The 17,872-nt window shown below is 39.9% G+C and carries 15 protein-coding genes and 1 pseudogene; 13 read left to right on the top strand and 3 right to left on the bottom strand.

Going from position 1 to position 17,872, the window contains the following annotated elements:
* Nucleotides 1-79: 79 nt before the first annotated feature.
* Genes SOR_RS09390 through SOR_RS10195 form a run of 3 tightly spaced genes read right to left on the bottom strand, consistent with a single transcriptional unit; the run spans nt 80 to nt 2,574 of the window.
* Complete coding sequence (locus SOR_RS09390; RefSeq protein ID WP_000868386.1) at nt 80-1,318, bottom strand: GmrSD restriction endonuclease domain-containing protein; 1,239 nt, start codon at nt 1,316-1,318, stop codon at nt 80-82.
* A gap of 15 nt (nt 1,319-1,333) precedes the next feature.
* Complete coding sequence (locus tag SOR_RS09385) at nt 1,334-2,317, bottom strand: adenine-specific methyltransferase EcoRI family protein (RefSeq protein ID WP_000919079.1); 984 nt, start codon at nt 2,315-2,317, stop codon at nt 1,334-1,336.
* Complete coding sequence (locus SOR_RS10195; RefSeq protein WP_148263020.1) at nt 2,317-2,574, bottom strand: hypothetical protein; 258 nt, start codon at nt 2,572-2,574, stop codon at nt 2,317-2,319. The genes SOR_RS09385 and SOR_RS10195 overlap by 1 nt, the downstream gene beginning before the upstream one ends.
* 45 nt (nt 2,575-2,619) lie before the next feature.
* On the opposite strand from SOR_RS10195, the pseudogene SOR_RS09380 reads away from it, so the two are divergent.
* The 13 genes and pseudogenes from SOR_RS09380 (at nt 2,620) to nt5e (ending at nt 17,812) form a co-directional block, all read left to right on the top strand.
* A pseudogene (locus SOR_RS09380) lies at nt 2,620-3,537 on the top strand (IS1595 family transposase).
* Nucleotides 3,527-3,976, top strand: a complete 450-nt coding sequence (locus tag SOR_RS09375) for a hypothetical protein (RefSeq protein WP_000224768.1) — start codon at nt 3,527-3,529, stop codon at nt 3,974-3,976. The pseudogene SOR_RS09380 and the gene SOR_RS09375 overlap by 11 nt, the downstream one beginning before the upstream one ends.
* 118 nt (nt 3,977-4,094) lie before the next feature.
* Nucleotides 4,095-5,072: an Abi family protein gene (locus SOR_RS09370; RefSeq protein WP_000388000.1), complete on the top strand. Its 978-nt coding sequence runs from the start codon at nt 4,095-4,097 to the stop codon at nt 5,070-5,072.
* A gap of 138 nt (nt 5,073-5,210) precedes the next feature.
* Entirely contained in the window at nt 5,211-6,638 is a 1,428-nt protein-coding gene (locus SOR_RS09365; protein ID WP_000280555.1) for a helix-turn-helix domain-containing protein, read from the top strand.
* 156 nt (nt 6,639-6,794) lie between these two features.
* Nucleotides 6,795-8,303, top strand: a complete 1,509-nt coding sequence (gene glpK, locus SOR_RS09360; protein WP_000076792.1) for a glycerol kinase GlpK — start codon at nt 6,795-6,797, stop codon at nt 8,301-8,303.
* A 41-nt stretch (nt 8,304-8,344) separates the two neighbouring features.
* Complete coding sequence (glpO, locus tag SOR_RS09355) at nt 8,345-10,171, top strand: type 1 glycerol-3-phosphate oxidase (RefSeq protein ID WP_000395897.1); 1,827 nt, start codon at nt 8,345-8,347, stop codon at nt 10,169-10,171.
* Nucleotides 10,172-10,238: 67 nt separating this feature from the next.
* Nucleotides 10,239-10,943 carry an MIP/aquaporin family protein gene (locus SOR_RS09350; protein WP_000975169.1) on the top strand — a complete coding sequence of 235 codons (705 nt, stop codon included), beginning with the start codon at nt 10,239-10,241 and terminating at the stop codon, nt 10,941-10,943.
* Between the two features lie 233 nt (nt 10,944-11,176).
* Nucleotides 11,177-11,308, top strand: a complete 132-nt coding sequence (locus SOR_RS09345; RefSeq protein ID WP_008276434.1) for a teichoic acid D-Ala incorporation-associated protein DltX — start codon at nt 11,177-11,179, stop codon at nt 11,306-11,308.
* Between the two features lie 20 nt (nt 11,309-11,328).
* A complete protein-coding gene (dltA, locus tag SOR_RS09340; protein WP_013670295.1) occupies nt 11,329-12,879 on the top strand; it encodes a D-alanine--poly(phosphoribitol) ligase subunit DltA in 1,551 nt (516 codons plus the stop codon).
* The gene (gene dltB / locus SOR_RS09335; protein WP_000970389.1) at nt 12,876-14,120 is read left to right on the top strand and encodes a D-alanyl-lipoteichoic acid biosynthesis protein DltB; all 1,245 of its coding nucleotides are present in this window, start codon (nt 12,876-12,878) and stop codon (nt 14,118-14,120) included. Before dltA ends, dltB begins: the two co-directional genes overlap by 4 nt.
* 13 nt (nt 14,121-14,133) lie before the next feature.
* The gene (gene dltC / locus SOR_RS09330; protein WP_000351971.1) at nt 14,134-14,373 is read left to right on the top strand and encodes a D-alanine--poly(phosphoribitol) ligase subunit DltC; all 240 of its coding nucleotides are present in this window, start codon (nt 14,134-14,136) and stop codon (nt 14,371-14,373) included.
* On the top strand, nt 14,366-15,634 hold the full coding sequence (gene dltD, locus SOR_RS09325; protein WP_000919849.1) for a D-alanyl-lipoteichoic acid biosynthesis protein DltD: 1,269 nt from the start codon (nt 14,366-14,368) through the stop codon (nt 15,632-15,634). The genes dltC and dltD overlap by 8 nt, the downstream gene beginning before the upstream one ends.
* Before the next feature lie 141 nt (nt 15,635-15,775).
* A complete protein-coding gene (gene nt5e / locus SOR_RS09320; protein ID WP_001042694.1) occupies nt 15,776-17,812 on the top strand; it encodes a cell surface ecto-5'-nucleotidase Nt5e in 2,037 nt (678 codons plus the stop codon).
* Nucleotides 17,813-17,872 lie beyond the last annotated feature (60 nt).

Here is a 17,872-nt window from a genome sequence, read left to right as displayed (position 1 = left end):
TATACACCACCAACAACATATAGTATTTATGAGAATATCAAAAAAGACGATTTCCGTTTTGGAAGTCGCCTTTTCACTTTTAATAGTTGTTCCCTTTTGAAGAGTTGTGTTTTTTGCATAATAGTTGGCAATTTTCAGGGACAGTTTTTCCACCTAAAGACCATGGTATAATATGGTCGCCTGCTAGTTCTTTAAGAGCGTACTCCCTGTTGTTTCCTTCATCAACACAATAAACGCAGTGATGGCTCTGTTCTTCATATTTTTGCTTGATGGTTTTATCATCAAAAGCTCTAAGTTGGAGATATTTGGAATCTCCATAAATGATGTACTGATAAATCCCTTTCATTTTAGTTGTGACTTCATCATCATTTACCAACTCTGCAATTTTTTCGTTAATGACAGAAGCACTATTTTTAATGATGTTGTTGTCTAACTGTCCTGATTGATACTCTTTGTAGATTGTCCCCCAATCCATCCCTTTCAAACTGTTTTGATAGCTTATAAACTTTCCGCGAACCCATTCAAGTATGGCAGAGAAATTTTGCCATAATTCAGAAGCATCTGCATCTCCTTGATGCTTCAACATATAATCTTCTATTGTATTTGTAGTATTGTCATTATCATTTTGTGAAGACCATTTAATAGCAGTTTGTAGATACTCTTGTCTATTCCAATTACCATTTAATAGTGGTTCTGATTTATCGTTATTCGGATTCTCGTCAGCAAGTACAACGCCACGTCCAGTCTTTGTTGAAAATCTTTGTTTAGCATCAGAAAGCCAAGTTCCTGTATAAGCAGAGTTTCTTAATTCTTGCTCATTTAATGGTTCGCCTGCTGTATTGATAACATGAAACCATTTCATTTTTTCGGAAGCAGTTCCTTCACAAACATATATGTCTAACTCATAATCAAGAATTTGTTCTGCTAAGTCAGTTAGGTTCATCTGAAGATTTGGGAAATCTTGTTGTGGAGCACTGGATGGAAATTTACTTGATTTTACAGAGTAATTCCCCATAACATAATTACAAATAGCTAAAATACGTTGTTGACCATCGAGAACTTCATATTGTCCGTTTCCTAAATCAACCCAGTACATAATACCTAAAGGACACTCATCTAAAACGGTTTGAATTACAGCTTGTCTCTTATCTTCGTTATATACGCTATTTCTCTGATAAGAAGGACGAATATTCAAGTTACCATTATATCCTTTTACAGCGTCAGTAGTAGCACCATCATCATTATTGGTATACCCACTAGCTAAATCTCTGATAGTGAATGGTCTATCAAGTATATCTCTTAATCTTCTTACTTTCATTTTATTCTCCTTTTATCAATATCCCTTATCTTCATCACGACTAATTGGATTTAGATTTCTAACTAAAATTCTGAAATATGGAGGTTTCCCATCTATTGTTAAATCTTTATCGTCATCTCCTTTTCTGAATTTAATAATCTCGAATTCAGTTGGATTGAAATAATTGATAAAAGTTATTGGTACTCCCATTACACCATCATAATCAATTGGAATGTCTTTAACATTATCTATATTTATTGCATCGTAGTTATCGTATTTAGGGTATTTACTCTCAAACCCTTCGTAATATTTATGAGCTTTTGTTTGGTCAAATACATCACCTACATGCCATAAACCATCATGTCGTTTTTGTAAATCTAAGTTAGTAAACCAACAACCCATTATATGCTTTACTTTTTTTCCATCTTCATCCAATTTTTCATAATCAGCTCCCTCTGGAACGTACAACCAAAAGTCTGAATTCATACTTCTAGCACCAATCCAAATTTGGTTATTCTGAATAAGTGGAAAAATTTCCTTATATGTTACAGAGTTTTTGTTTCCGATAACGATAAATTTTTTTTGATGTTCCATTAATTGAGAAATATATTCTCTAAACAAACTGAACGGAGGATTAGTCACAACAATATCAGCTTCTTTCAGATAGTTTATACTGTCCTCGCTCCGGAAATCTCCAGCGGTATACTCATCATCTCCATAAATAGTTTCAATATTTCCAGCTTCCATATTGAAGTCATCGCCACCTTCATAAATCAGAGCATACGAAGGTTCGCTATCTTCTTGAAAATGTGTTGCTATCAGTTTTTTAATACCCAAACTAGCAAAATTGTTATGAAAATAACGCCAAAAATTTGATTGTGTTGGGTCATCACAATTACAGTAGATAACCTTATCTCTAAAGTGTTCTCTATAATGTCCCATTTCCTCAGCAACATCTTTATAACGAGTATAAAACTCATCGTTTTTGGCTTTTTTAGCGTTGTGGAGTGAGCCAGCCATTATGCCACCCCACTTTCGTAGGGAGCATAAAAGGCTTCCTCACAAAAATGTGAAAAAGCCTGTTTTAGAGCTTGACAAAAAACACGTCCGATTACATAATCAGCGTGAGCTGTGAGCTGTGAGCTGTGAGCTGTGAGCTGTGAGCTGTGAGCTGTGATTGCTTTCATACCAATCGTTCCTTTACTTTTTGATAGTTCTATTATATCAAAATTTTGGCTTTTTACATAGTATAAGTTTACATTTTTATTGACAATCATTCTTGTTTTAGATATAATATAATCAAGAAGTAAGGAGTACCAGTTATGAAGTTTGAGTTTAAGTCATTATTTGATTTACAATCTGCTTTTCCAGACGAACAGTCATGTATTGACCATTTAGAAAATATGATTTGGGGCGATATGATTATCAGCCCTTTTGATGCTACCTCAAAGGTCTACAAATGTAAAGGTAACAAATACCGTTGTAAAAATACTGGAAAATACTTCAATGTTAAGACTGGTACTCTTTTTGACAATACTAAAATTGAACTTCGTAAATGGTTTATGGCAATTTGGCTTGTGACTTCTCACAAAAAAGGAATCTCATCTGTACAATTGTCAAAAGATATTGGTGTTACGCAAAAAACAGCTTGGTTCATGCTGGAACGTATCCGTAAGTGTTTTAGTTCTGAAAACAACAATAGTCTTGATGATGTTGTGGAAGTGGATGAAACCTACATAGGTGGAAAAAACAAGAACCGTCATAACTCCAAAAAAGTCAAAAATGCTCAAGGGCGTTCATTGAAAGACAAATCTGCTGTAGTAGGCATGGTACAACGTCAAGGTAAAGTTAATGCTCATCATGTACCAGATACAAAGACGAAAACATTGACAGAGTAAATTGTTAAATATGTGAAAGAGACTGCTCATCTTTACACAGATGAATGGTTAGGTTATAATAAAGTAGTTAAGATGTATCAACGTGACTTTGTAAATCACAGTTCTCGTGAGTATGTGCAAGGCGATGTTTATACTAACATGATTGAAGGCTTTGGGGCTGGATTGAAACGTGAAGTTCTAGGAGTTTATCACTCATGGTCTAAGAAATATCTTCAGGATTATGTAGATGAATATGTTTTCCGTTACAAAACTCGTGATTATTCGGATAGTCAGTGTTTCAATCTTTTGATTTCAAACGCATGTGTCCGCACTAAATATAGGGAACTGATTGATGGCTACTAATACACTAAATGATTTACATTTTGAGTTAGAAAGGTCTATCGCACGAAGAGTTGATAGCAAGCTGATTGGCTATCAAGTTAGCCTTTCTGACGGATTTTACGATAAGTACACCAAACTTTGGGATAAAAAGTACAATTTTGATTTTGTCACTAATCATCGATCGTTTTACACCCAACTAACTAAACGATGTGTCTATGATGTACTGTGGGATAATCAAAAGAAAATTGATAGAAAAGCTATTGCCAAACAAATGGCTGAGCTAGAAGCCTTGGTCGATGTCGCAGAGAGTAAAGAGGAATTTCAGAACTTTTTTGAGAAAAAATATCGTCTCAAATTCCCTGATTTGAATGACTGCGTTTATCAAAAGAAAAAAGAACTATCTGATTTTGACAAGAAACTTTGGATAGCAATGCACTATAACCCTAGAAAAAACAATTAAAAGTGTTGCATAATCTCTTGGAAACTGGTAAAATCTTATTAAGATGACAAACCCCCCACTTCCATTAATGGACAGATACGTTCTGATGTGGGGCTTTTTTTATAACTTAGGAGGATAAATGGAAGCACCTGTAGCTCTGTCGTGGGAGGAACAACTAGCTCTATTTAAAAATAGGGGAATGACTGTAACTGATAATGATATTGATAAAATTAAGAATATTAGCTATTATCGGTTAAAAGAGTTTGCAAGACCCTTATCTACCATCTCAAAAAACAATGATAAAATTTCGATTTCATATAACGGAGTGGAATTTAAGGAAGTGATTACACGCTATTATCAGGATAAAAATCTTAGGATTTATTTACTTCATGCTATTGAAAAAATTGAAGTATCAATAAAAACACGGATTTCGTATGTGTTAGGTAAAAATTACGGTGCGTTTGGTTATCTAAATTTCTCCTCGTGGTCAAATCGTAGAAAATATACAAAATTTCAAATTGAGAAAGAACAGTTTTCAATTAAAAAAAGACTATTAAAAATAGTTAAACGTAATCAGTCTTCGGAGATGCATATTGAAAAAAATTTGGATACCGATGGGTTTCCATCCGTTTGGCTAGGGATTGATTTGTTAATGTTCGGAGACATTGTTACAATACTGGAAATTATGAGTGAATCTAATTTGAAGTCAATATCTTCCTACTACAATTGTACTAATGAAGAACTCGTTTCTTGGATGAAATGTCTTAATTTTATAAGAAACATCTGCGCCCATAATTCAAATCTAGTTGATATTAAATTAACAACTAAACCCAAAATACGTAAATATTGGAGTAAATACCTTTATTTTATTGAAAGTGGTAGAGACGAAAAGATTGTTAAAAAACCAACAAATCGACTATCTGTTGTGATTATAATAATCGTCGAACTTGTCAAACAAATAAATCCTAAATATAAATGGAAAGATATACAATCGAGCATACGAAACCTTTGTAAGGAAAATGATGAACGGGCCTATTTATTGGGATTTAACTCTTTAGAGTCAGCTAAAAATATAACACTATTAATAAAAAATGAAACTAGACCAAAAAAGGCTTAATATTTAATAAGCCTTTTTCTATATATTGTTGTTGGTGTGAACTGGTATATAGTTCCCTAAAATAAAATGAGAAACAGATTATTTCCGCATTTCTAAGATTTATGCTATGCTTGAAGGAGAAAATGAAAGGGGTAACAAATGTATTTAGGTGATTTGATGGAAAAAGCCGAATCTGGTCAATTTTTAGTCCTTTCCTTTCTGTTACAAGATTCGCAGACAACCGTCAAGGAAGCCATGGAAGAAACAGGCTTTTCAAAGGCGACTCTAACCAAGTACATCTCTCTGATTAACGAAAATGCCTTGGAAAGAGGACTAGAGCTGACCATCCACTTGGAAGATGAAAATCTGCGTCTGTCGATTGGTGCAGCTACCAAGGGGAGAGAGATTCGGAGCTTGTTTCTAGACAATGCCATTAAATACCAAATTTTAGTGTACCTTCTCTATCACCAACAGTTCCTAGCCCATCAACTGGCTCAAGAATTGATGATTAGCGAGGCCACGCTTGGTCGTCACTTAGCTAGTCTAAATCAGATTTTGTCAGAGTTTGACTTATCCATCCAAAATGGTCGTTGGCGAGGTCCGGAGCATCAGATTCGCTATTTCTATTTCTACCTTTTCCGCAAGGTCTGGTCCAGTCAGGAGTGGGAAAGTCACATGCAGAAAGCGGAGAGAAAGCAGGATATTGCTACCCTAGAAGAAATCTGCGGTGCCAGCTTGTCTTCGGGTCAGAAATTAGACTTGGTTCTCTGGACTCATATCAGTCAACAGCGCCTTCGGGTTAATGCCTGTCAATTTCAGGTTATAGAAGAAAAAATGCGGGGGTATTTTGACAATATTTTCTACCTTCGTTTGCTGAGAAAGGCTCCGTCCTTTTTTGCTGGCCAACACATCCCTTTAGGAACTGAGGACGGTGAGATGATGATTTTCTTTTCGTTTCTCCTTTCCCATCGTATCTTGCCCCTTCATACTATGGAGTATATTCTTGGTTTTGGAGGGCAATTAGCCGATTTGCTAACGCAATTGATTCAAGAAATGAAGAAGGAGGAGTTGCTGGGGGACTACACAGAGGACCATGTCACTTATGAACTCAGCCAGCTCTGTGGTCAAGTTTATCTATACAAGGGCTATATTTTACAAGATCAGTACAGATACCAGACGGAGAATCGCCATCCCTATTTGCTGATGGAACATGATTTTAGAGGGACTGCAGAGAGAATTTTTCATATCTTGCCTGCCTTTCATCAGGGAACGGATTTAGATAAGAAAATTCTCTGGGAATGGCTTCAGTTGATAGAGTATATGGCAGAAAATGGTGGCCAACATATGAGGATTGGTCTGGATTTGACATCTGGTTTCCTTGTCTTTTCGAGGATGGCTGCCATTTTGAAACGGTATTTGGAATACAATCGTTTTATTGCCATTGAAGCCTATGACCCCAGTCGACATTATGATTTGTTGATTACCAACAATCCGATTCATAAGAAAGAACAGACTCCGGTCTATTATTTAAAAAATGATTTGGATATGGAAGATTTGGCGAAGATTCGTCAGATGCTCTTTGCTTAAAAGGCCTGAGTTTTCAGGTCTTTTTTGTGAAATTCGCACAATCTCCTCACATTTTTTTAAAATTTTAAAAAAATTGATAAACAAGAAAGCGCTTTATTTTGTATACTAGTTACTGTAAAGAGGAACCCCCTCAAGATTTTATCAGGAGGACAGCACATGTCACAAGAAAAATACATCATGGCTATTGACCAAGGAACTACTAGTTCTCGCGCCATCATTTTTAACAAAAAAGGAGAAAAGGTCAGCTCTAGTCAAAAAGAGTTCACTCAGATTTTCCCTCAAGCAGGTTGGGTTGAGCACAATGCCAATGAAATTTGGAACTCTGTTCAGTCAGTTATTGCGGGTGCTTTCATCGAAAGCGGTGTGAAACCAAGTCAAATCGAGGCAATCGGGATTACCAATCAACGTGAAACTACTGTCGTCTGGGATAAGAAAACAGGGCTTCCTATCTACAATGCTATCGTTTGGCAATCACGCCAAACTGCTCCTCTAGCTGAACAACTGAAAAATCAAGGTTATGTGGAAAAATTCCATGAAAAGACGGGTTTGATCATCGATGCTTACTTCTCTGCTACCAAGGTTCGTTGGATTTTAGACCATGTAGAAGGCGCTCAAGAGCGAGCAGAAAAGGGTGAATTGCTCTTTGGTACCATTGATACTTGGCTGGTTTGGAAATTGACTGACGGCGCAGCTCACGTAACTGATTACTCAAACGCAGCTCGTACCATGCTCTATAACATCAAGAATCTTAAATGGGATGATGAGATTTTAGAAATCCTCAACATTCCTAAGGCTATGCTTCCAGAAGTTCGTTCTAACTCTGAAATCTATGGTAAGACTGCTCCATTCCATTTCTACGGTGGAGAAGTGCCAATCTCTGGTATGGCTGGTGACCAACAGGCAGCCCTCTTCGGTCAGTTGGCCTTTGAACCCGGTATGGTTAAAAATACCTACGGAACGGGTTCCTTCATCATCATGAACACTGGTGAAGAGATGCAGTTGTCTGAAAACAACCTCTTGACAACGATTGGTTATGGTATTAACGGCAAGGTTTACTATGCTTTGGAAGGTTCTATCTTCATCGCAGGAAGTGCCATTCAATGGCTTCGTGACGGTCTTCGCATGGTAGAAAACTCACCAGAGTCTGAAAAATATGCTCTTAATTCTCACAATAATGACGAAGTCTATGTCGTACCTGCCTTTACAGGTCTAGGGGCACCATACTGGAACCAAAACGCTCGAGGATCTGTCTTTGGCTTAACTCGTGGGACAAGCAAAGAAGACTTTATCAAGGCAACTTTGCAATCTATCGCTTATCAAGTACGTGACATCATTGACACCATGCAAGTGGATGCGCAGACAGCGATCCAAGTCTTGAAGGTAGATGGTGGTGCAGCTATGAACAACTTCCTCATGCAGTTCCAAGCTGACATCTTGGGAATTGATATCGCACGCGCTAAAAACTTGGAAACAACTGCCCTCGGTGCAGCCTTCCTGGCAGGATTGTCAGTGGGTTATTGGAAGGACTTGGATGAGTTGAAACTCTTGAACGAGACAGGAGAACTCTTTGAGCCATCCATGAACGAATCTCGTAAGGAACAACTCTATAAGGGCTGGAAGAAGGCTGTGAAAGCAACTCAAGTCTTTGCGGAAATCGATGACTAATACTGAAAGAATAAAGCGACTCAGTTAGAAAGTGTGTAAATATGGAATTTTCAAAGAAAACACGTGAATTGTCAATTAAAAAAATGCAGGAACGCACCTTGGATCTCTTGATTATTGGTGGAGGGATTACAGGAGCTGGTGTAGCTTTGCAGGCAGCAGCTAGTGGTCTTGACACTGGATTGATTGAAATGCAGGACTTCGCAGAAGGAACATCCAGCCGATCAACAAAATTAGTCCACGGAGGTCTGCGTTACCTCAAACAATTCGACGTAGAAGTGGTATCAGATACAGTTTCTGAACGTGCGGTGGTTCAACAAATCGCTCCACATATTCCAAAGCCAGATCCAATGCTCTTGCCAGTTTACGATGAAGATGGAGCGACCTTTAGCCTCTTCCGTCTTAAAGTAGCCATGGACTTGTACGACCTTTTGGCAGGTGTTAGCAATACGCCAGCTGCTAACAAGGTCTTGAGCAAAGAAGAAGTCTTGGAACGCCAGCCAAACTTGAAGAAAGAAGGCTTGGTAGGAGGTGGGGTTTACCTTGACTTCCGTAACAATGATGCGCGTCTCGTGATTGAAAACATTAAACGTGCCAATCAAGATGGTGCCCTCATTGCCAACCACGTTAGGGCAGAAGGTTTCCTCTTTGACGAAAGTGGCAAGATTACAGGTGTTGTAGCTCGTGATTTGTTGACAGACCAAGTCTTTGAAATCAAGGCTCGTTTGGTTATCAACACGACAGGTCCATGGAGCGACAAGGTACGCAATCTGTCTAATAAGGGAACGCAATTCTCACAAATGCGTCCAACCAAGGGAGTTCACTTGGTAGTGGATTCAAGTAAGATCAAGGTTTCACAGCCAGTTTACTTTGACACAGGTTTGGGAGATGGCCGTATGGTCTTTGTTCTCCCACGTGAAAACAAGACCTACTTTGGTACAACCGATACAGACTACACAGGTGATTTGGAACATCCAAAAGTGACGCAGGAAGATGTAGATTATCTACTTGGTATTGTCAACAACCGCTTCTCAGAAGCCAACATCACCATTGATGATATCGAAAGCAGCTGGGCTGGTCTTCGTCCATTGATCGCAGGTAATAGCGCTTCTGACTACAATGGAGGAAATAACGGAACCATCAGTGATGAAAGCTTTAACAACTTGATTGCGACTGTTGAAGCTTATCTATCGAAAGAAAAAACGCGTGAAGATGTTGAGTCTGCTGTCAGCAAGCTTGAAAGCAGCACATCTGAGAAGCATTTGGATCCATCTGCAGTTTCACGTGGTTCGAGCTTGGATCGTGATGATAATGGTCTTTTGACCCTTGCTGGTGGTAAAATCACAGACTACCGTAAGATGGCTGAAGGGGCTATGGAGCGCGTGGTCGACATCCTCAAAGCAGAATTTGACCGTAGCTTTAAACTCATCAATTCTAAGACTTACCCTGTTTCAGGTGGAGAATTGAACCCAGCAAATGTGGACTCAGAAATTGAAGCCTTTGCTCAACTTGGAGTGTCGCGTGGTTTGGATAGCAAGGAAGCTCATTACTTAGCAAATCTATACGGTTCAAATGCTCCGAAAGTCTTTGCCCTTGCTCACAGCTTGGAACAAGCGCCAGGACTCAGCTTGGCAGATACCTTATCCCTTCACTATGCAATGCGCAATGAATTGGCTCTTAGCCCAGTTGACTTCCTCCTTCGCCGTACCAACCACATGCTCTTCATGCGTGATAGTTTAGATAGCATCGTTGAGCCAGTTCTGGATGAAATGGGACGATTCTATGATTGGACTGAAGAAGAAAAAGCAGCCTACCATGCGGATGTTGAAGCAGCTCTTGCTCAAAACGATTTGGCAGAACTAAAAAATTAAAAAAGGAAAAGAGGTGGAGGGCAGCATTCCTTGTCGCCCGCCCCTTCTTTTAAATGGAGACAAAGAAATGATGAAAGAATTATTTGGAGAATTTTTGGGGACTTTAATCCTTATCCTCCTAGGAAATGGTGTTGTAGCAGGTGTGGTTCTTCCTAAAACCAAGAGCAACAATTCAGGATGGATTGTCATCACTATGGGATGGGGAATTGCTGTAGCCGTTGCGGCCTTTGTATCTGGCAAACTTAGTCCTGCACACTTAAACCCAGCTGTGACGCTTGGTGTAGCCTTAAAAGGTGACCTGCCTTGGGCTTCAGTATTCCCATATATCCTAGCCCAATTCGCAGGAGCGATGGTGGCTCAGATTTTGGTTTGGTTGCAATTCAAACCACACTATGATGCAGAAGAAAATGCAGGCAATATCCTAGCGACCTTTAGTACTGGACCAGCAATCAAGAATACAGTATCCAACTTGGTTAGCGAAATCCTTGGAACATTTGTTTTGCTCTTGACAATCTTTGCCTTGGGGCTCTATAACCTTCAGGCAGGATTAGGGACCTTTGCAGTGGGGACCTTGATTGTCGGTATTGGTCTTTCACTAGGTGGGACAACTGGTTATGCCTTGAACCCAGCTCGTGACCTCGGTCCTCGCATCATGCACAGTCTTCTTCCAATTCCAAACAAGGGAGATGGGGACTGGTCTTATGCTTGGATTCCAGTTGTGGGACCTATCATTGGTGCTGCCTTGGCAGTCCTCGTATTTTCACTTTTCTAAGACAAAAGAGCTATTTGCAACAGAGTTTGAGATGGAAGTCTCAGACTCTTTTTTGTCATTTTTAATGGCAAAAACATTGATATTTTAACTTATCTTAAAATAAGCTAAAGCCAACTTTTAAGTTATGGTAAACAGTTGAAAAAAAGGTTGATAAAGTGGTAAAATGTTAGGAAGATAAGATGCTAACAATACATACTGATAGCTAATAAAAACAATATATTAATGGATAGCTTATGAAAAAACAACGAAATTTACATGTATTCTTAGGCCGGACGGCTCTATATTTTGTAATCTTGCTTGGTTTACTTTATTTTTTTAGTTACCTTGGTCAGAGCCAAGGCACCTTTATTTATAATGAGTTCTAGTTTAAAGGAGAAGAGGATCAGTGTCTAATATACCGATAAAAGATATGATTGAAACGATTGAGCACTTTGCTCAAACACAACCAACATATCCTGTTTACAATGTTTTAGGCCAAGAACAAACTTATGGTGATCTGAAGACTGATTCAGATAGTTTAGCTGCAGCCATCGATCGACTTGATTTGCCTGAGAAATCTCCTGTTGTTGTCTATGGCGGACAGGAGTATGAGATGCTGGCTACCTTTGTTGCGCTGACTAAGTCGGGACATGCCTATATTCCAATTGATAGCCATTCGGCCTTGGAACGAGTTTCTGCTATCGTAGAAGTTGCAGAGCCAAGTTTGATTATTGCCATCTCAGATTTTCCATTAGAGCAAACTAGCACACCAATGATGAATCTAGCTCAGGTTCAAGAAGCTTTTGCTCAAGCTTCTAGCTACGAGATGAACCATCCAGTCAAGGGAGATGACAACTACTACATCATCTTTACTTCTGGTACGACTGGTAAGCCTAAGGGAGTGCAGATTTCCCATGATAATCTCCTCAGCTTTACCAACTGGATGATTACAGATAAGGAATTTGCGACGCCAAGTCGTCCGCAAATGCTGGCTCAGCCACCTTATTCTTTTGACCTATCTGTCATGTACTGGGCGCCAACCTTGGCACTGGGTGGCACGCTTTTCGCTCTTCCTTCGGCCATTACTCAGGATTTCAAAAAACTCTTTGCAACTATCTTTTCACTTCCAATCGCTATCTGGACATCAACACCGTCCTTTGCAGATATGGCCATGTTGTCAGAAGACTTTAACAGTGAGAAAATGCCAGGCATCACGCATTTCTACTTTGATGGTGAAGAATTGACGGTCAAAACAGCTCAAAAACTACGCGAGCGATTCCCAAATGCCCGTATTATCAATGCCTATGGTCCAACAGAAGCGACAGTAGCTTTGTCAGCAGTTGCTGTAACAGACGAGATGTTGGCGACTCTTAAACGCCTGCCAATCGGCTATACCAAGGCGGATTCTCCGACCTTTGTCATTGATGAGGAAGGTAAGAAAGTTCCAAATGGTGAACAGGGAGAAATCATCGTTTCTGGGCCAGCTGTTTCAAAAGGCTATATGAATAATCCTGAAAAAACGGCAGAAGCTTTCTTTGAGTTTGAAGGTCTTCCGGCCTATCACACAGGGGATGTAGGAACTCTGACAGATGAGGGCTTGCTTCTCTATGGTGGACGAATGGATTTCCAGATTAAGTTTAATGGTTATCGCATTGAGCTTGAAGATGTCTCTCAAAACCTCAACAAGTCTCGCTTTATCGAGTCGGCTGTTGCTGTCCCACGTTATAACAAGGACCACAAGGTGCAAAATCTACTGGCCTATGTCATCCTAAAAGACGGTGTCCGTCAGCAGTTTGAGCGTAATATCGATATTACCAAGGCTATTAAGGAAGACCTAGCAGATATTATGATGTCCTATATGATGCCGTCTAAGTTTCTCTATCGAGACAGTTTACCACTAACGCCTAATGGTAAAATTGATATCAAGGGCTTGATTAACGAGGTAAACAGCCGATGATGGAGCTTTATAAACAGCTACCTCATTTGGAACCTTATGGTGATCTTCAGTACTTTTTATACGTAATTGCTGCGACTTTACCTATCTTTATTGGTCTTTTTTTCAAGAAACGCTTTGCCTTGTATGAGGTGCTTGTTAGTCTCTTCTTTATCGTCACCATGTTGGTCGGTGGAAAGACGAATCAAATAAGCGCTTTGATCCTTTATGTTATCTGGCAAGTACTGCTTGTATCTTTCTACAAAAGGTACAGGAAAAAGCGGGATAGTAAATGGATATTTTACCTGGTTAGCTTTCTATCCCTATTGCCAATCGTCTTTGTGAAAGTATCTCCTGCTATTCATGGACCTCAATCTTTGTTTGGATTTTTAGGGATTTCTTACTTGACCTTTCGTGCAGTTGGGGTTATCGTTGAGTTGAGAGACGGTGTCATCAAGGAATTAACGATCTGGCAATTCTTACGTTTTCTTCTTTTTATGCCGACTTTCTCAAGTGGTCCCATTGATCGTTTCAAACGCTTCAATGAAAATTACGAGACCATTCCTGAGCGGGATGAGCTGATGGATATGCTAGAAGAGGCTGTCAAATATATCATGCTTGGCTTCCTCTACAAGTTTATCTTGGCTCACATTTTAGGAGAGACATTATTGCCTCCGCTGAAAAATTTGGCCTTGCAGACAGGTGGTTTCTTTAACCTCTACGCTTTAGCGGTCATGTACACCTTTGGTCTGGAACTCTTCTTTGACTTTGCGGGCTACTCTATGTTTGCCTTAGCTATTTCAAACTTGATGGGTATTCATAGTCCTATCAACTTTAACAAGCCCTTTTTGTCAAGGGATTTAAAAGAGTTTTGGAATCGCTGGCACATGAGTCTGTCTTTCTGGTTCCGTGACTTTGTCTTTATGCGGATGGTCATGGTGTTGACCAGAAAGAAGGTCTTTAAAAATCGCAATGTGACCTCAAGTGTAGCCTATATTCTCAATATGCTGATTATGGGATTTTGGCATGGTGTGACCTGGTACTATATCGCCTATGGACTTTTCCATGGGATTGGGCTAGTCATCAATGACGCTTGGGTTCGTAAGAAAAAAGCGCTCAATAAAGAACGGAAAAAAGCTGGAAAGGGTTCCTTACCTGAGAATCGCTGGATTCAGTTGCTTGGCATGGTTGTCACCTTCCATGTCGTGATGGTTTCATTCTTAATCTTTTCTGGATTTTTGAATGATTTATGGTTTAAAAAATAAAAGGATATAAAAAATGGATATCAAATCAGAAGTTATTGAAATTATTGATGAGTTGTTTATGGAAGATGTTTCTGACATGATGGATGAAGATCTTTTTGATGCCGGTGTCTTGGATAGTATGGGAACGGTTGAATTGATTGTTGAGATTGAAAACCGTTTTGACATTCGTGTTCCAGTGACGGAATTCGGTCGTGATGACTGGAATACGGCTAATAAAATCGTAGAAGGCATTACGGAGTTGAAGCATGCTTAAACGCTTGTGGCTGATTTTCGGGCCTCTGCTTCTTGCTAGTATTCTTGTTTTCTTACTAATCTTTTTCTATCCAAACAATCCAAGTCATAATTTGATGGAAGAGAAATATTCTGCAGCAGCGATTAGTTCGGAAAGTTTTAAAGAGAGAAGTCAAAAAGTGAGAGCCTTTACGGAACCAAATATGCGCTTTATTCCCTTTTTTGGCTCAAGTGAGTGGATTCGTTTTGATAGCATGCACCCAGCGGTCTTGGCGGAGAAGTATAGCCGTCCCTACCGTCCTTACTTTTTGGGGCAAGCAGGAGCAGCTTCTCTCAATCAGTATTTCGGCATGCAGCAGATCTTGCCAGAAATCGAGGAAAAGCAGGCGGTATTTGTCATTTCGCCTCAGTGGTTTACAGAGGAGGACTATGAACCAGCATTCTTCCAAAACTACTTTAACAACGATCAGTTGACAGCCTTTCTAGAGAATCAATCGGGAGATATAGCAGCCAAACATGCAGCTAAACGTCTCTTAAAGCAAAATCCTGGAGTCTCTATGAAGGGGATCGTTGAGAAGCTGTCAAAGGGTGAGGAATTATCAGAGGTTGATCATGCTATTATCAAGGCTTTTGCGCGTTTTAATGAGCGTCAGGCCTCTCTATTTGGGCAATTTTCCATTCGAGGAAAACTCAAGTACAAGGAACATGTGGAGAACTATTTAAACGATCTTCCGGATCAATTTTCTTATGAAGAGTTAGAAAAAATTGCTCGAAAGGATGCAGAAGCCAATACCAATAATAACGATATGGGAATTGAAAATCAATTTTATAAGACTCAGGTGAAAGACTACCTCGAGAAGTATAAGGGCTATCAAAAAAATTACAATTTCCTCAAGTCGTCTGAATACAATGATTTGCAGTTGGTTCTCAATCAATTTGCCAAATCAAAGGTCAATGTCCTTTTTGTGATCCAGCCTGTCAATAAAAAATGGATGGCCCATACAGGGCTCAGCGAGGAAATGTACCAACATGCTGTTGAAAAAATTCGTTACCAGTTAGAAAGTCAAGGTTTCACCAACATTGCTGACTTTTCTAAAAAAGGCGGAGATCCCTACTTTGTTAAGGATACTATTCATATTGGTTGGTTGGGTTGGCTAGCTTTTGATAAGGTTGTCAATCCCTTCTTAACGGATCCGACCCCAGCTCCAGACTATAAAATGAATGACCGCTTCTTCAGCAAGGACTGGGCGACCTATGATGGAAAGATCAAAGATTTTCAATAGATCAAGAAAAAACTTGAACTTTTTGGTTCAGGTTTTTTTGTTAAATAGCGAATATTTGAGAGAGAAATAGGTCAAAAGTTTAAATTTTTTCAGAAATAGCGTATAATGTAATAGAAAAGAAGAAAAGAAAGGGATTTTAAAATGAACAAACGTTCTTTGTTACCTGTCTTGTCGACAGCCCTGTTAGCTCCAGCCTTCTTAGCTGGACAAGTCTATGCTGAAGAAGCAACTGCCCCTGCAGAAAGCCCTGCAGTTGTAGCTAATCCAGTAACTTCAGAAACTCCTGTAGCTCCAACAACTGAGGCGGCAACTCCCACAAGTGTTGAATCGGCGGAAGCAAAGGAAGCTCCTGTTGAATCTCCTAAAAGCGAAGAAAAAGACACCGTTATCTTGCACACCAATGATGTTCACGGTCGTATCGTAGAGGAAAAAGGAGTTATTGGAGATGCTAAGCTAGCGACTGTCATCGAGCAGGAACGCGCGAAATCAAATCAAACGACTCTCGTCGTAGATGCGGGAGACGCCTTCCAAGGTTTACCGATTTCCAACTCTACAAAGGGTGAAGCACGCGCTGAAATTCTTAATAAGATGCAGTATGATGCCATGGCAGTAGGAAATCATGAGTTTGACTTTGGTTTAGACGAAGCTAAGAAATACAAGGAAATCTTGAAATTCCCATTACTTAGTTCAAATACCTACGTCAATGGTGCTCGTCTCTTTGAAGCTTCTACAATCGTTGATAAAGATAAGACTGTGGAAGGTGATGAGTTTGTTGTAATCGGCGTGACAACACCTGAAACAGCTACCAAAACTCACCCTAAAAATGTCAAAGGGGTAACCTTTACAGATCCAATCTCCGAGGTGAATAAGGTTATCGAAGAAGTCCAAGCCAAGGCTCGTGCAGAAGGCAAGGACTACAAACACTATGTTGTGCTGGCTCACTTGGGTGTGGATACTACAACTCCAGTCGAATGGCGTGGTTCAACTTTGGCAGAAGCCTTGTCTAAAAATCCTCGTTTGAAAGGGAAACGCGTAACAGTAATCGACGGTCACTCTCATACAGTAGAATCAACGACTTATGGAGACAATGTTACCTATAACCAGACGGGAAGCTACCTTCATAATGTAGGAAAAATCACCTACAAATCACGTCAGCTTTTGGGCAATCCAACTCAGATTCCGGCTGCTGATGCTAAAAAATTACCAGCCAATCCAACAGTTGAAAAACTAGTCAAAGACATTAAACAAAAATACGATGCTGAAAATGCTGTTGAAGTCGTTTCAAACAGCCCTGTAGAACTCAATGGAGATCGTGAAAATGTTCGGGTTCGTGAAACCAACCTCGGAAACGTTGTAGCAGATTCTCTCTATCAGTATGGTCAGACAGGATTTAGCCATCCGACTGACATCGCTGTTACAAATGGTGGTGGCTTGCGTGAAACCATTGCAAAAGGCAAACCGATCACTAAAGGAAATGTCATTGCCGTTCTTCCATTTGGAAATACCATCTCACAAATCCAAGTGACTGGGCAACAAGTATTGGATATGTTTGAAAAGTCACTCGGATCTATCTTGCAGGTCGATAAGGATGGCAAGAAGGTCTTGGATGAGAACGGCCAACCATTGTTAGAGCCAAGTGGTGGTTTCTTGCAAGTTTCAGGTGTGAAGGTCTACTATGATACCAACCTGCCATCAGGTAAACGTGTCTTGGCCATCCAGGTCAAAAACCGCACGACTGGTCGTTATGATCTCCTAGACCTCGCAAAAATCTACTATCTTGCAACCAATGATTTCCTAGCTGCGGGTGGCGATGGCTACACGATGTTAGGTGGTGCGCGAGAAGAAGGTCCTTCTATGGATGCAGCCTTTGAAGAGTATCTGAAAACCGCTGATTTGACCCAGTATGAAAAGATCAATCCGAACTCACGGACGATTTCTGTGGATTCTAAAAACTTTAGTCTACCAGTAGAAACGCCTCAAACGAATGCAGCTGCTAGCGATGCGACTACAAATGTACCACTTACTTATGAGGTGGCAGGTCAATTTAGCAAGAAGGCAGTTGTCTCAGAAAAAGCTCTTCCAAATACAGGAAGTGAACAATCCATCTTCTTGCTCTTGATGGGAATGGTAGCTGGTCTGGCAGGTATCTTATCGAGCCGAAAACCAAAGCTAAAATAGGTTAAATTTCACATCTAGAAGAGTCTAGGGAAACGTTTTTACGCCTTTTTCCCTTGACTC

It is taken from the genome of Streptococcus oralis Uo5 (assembly GCF_000253155.1).
Classification (GTDB): Bacteria; Bacillota; Bacilli; order Lactobacillales; family Streptococcaceae; genus Streptococcus; species Streptococcus oralis_L.
The sequence above is the reverse complement of the archived record's forward strand: the minus strand, read 5'-3'. Positions and strand labels throughout refer to the sequence as shown.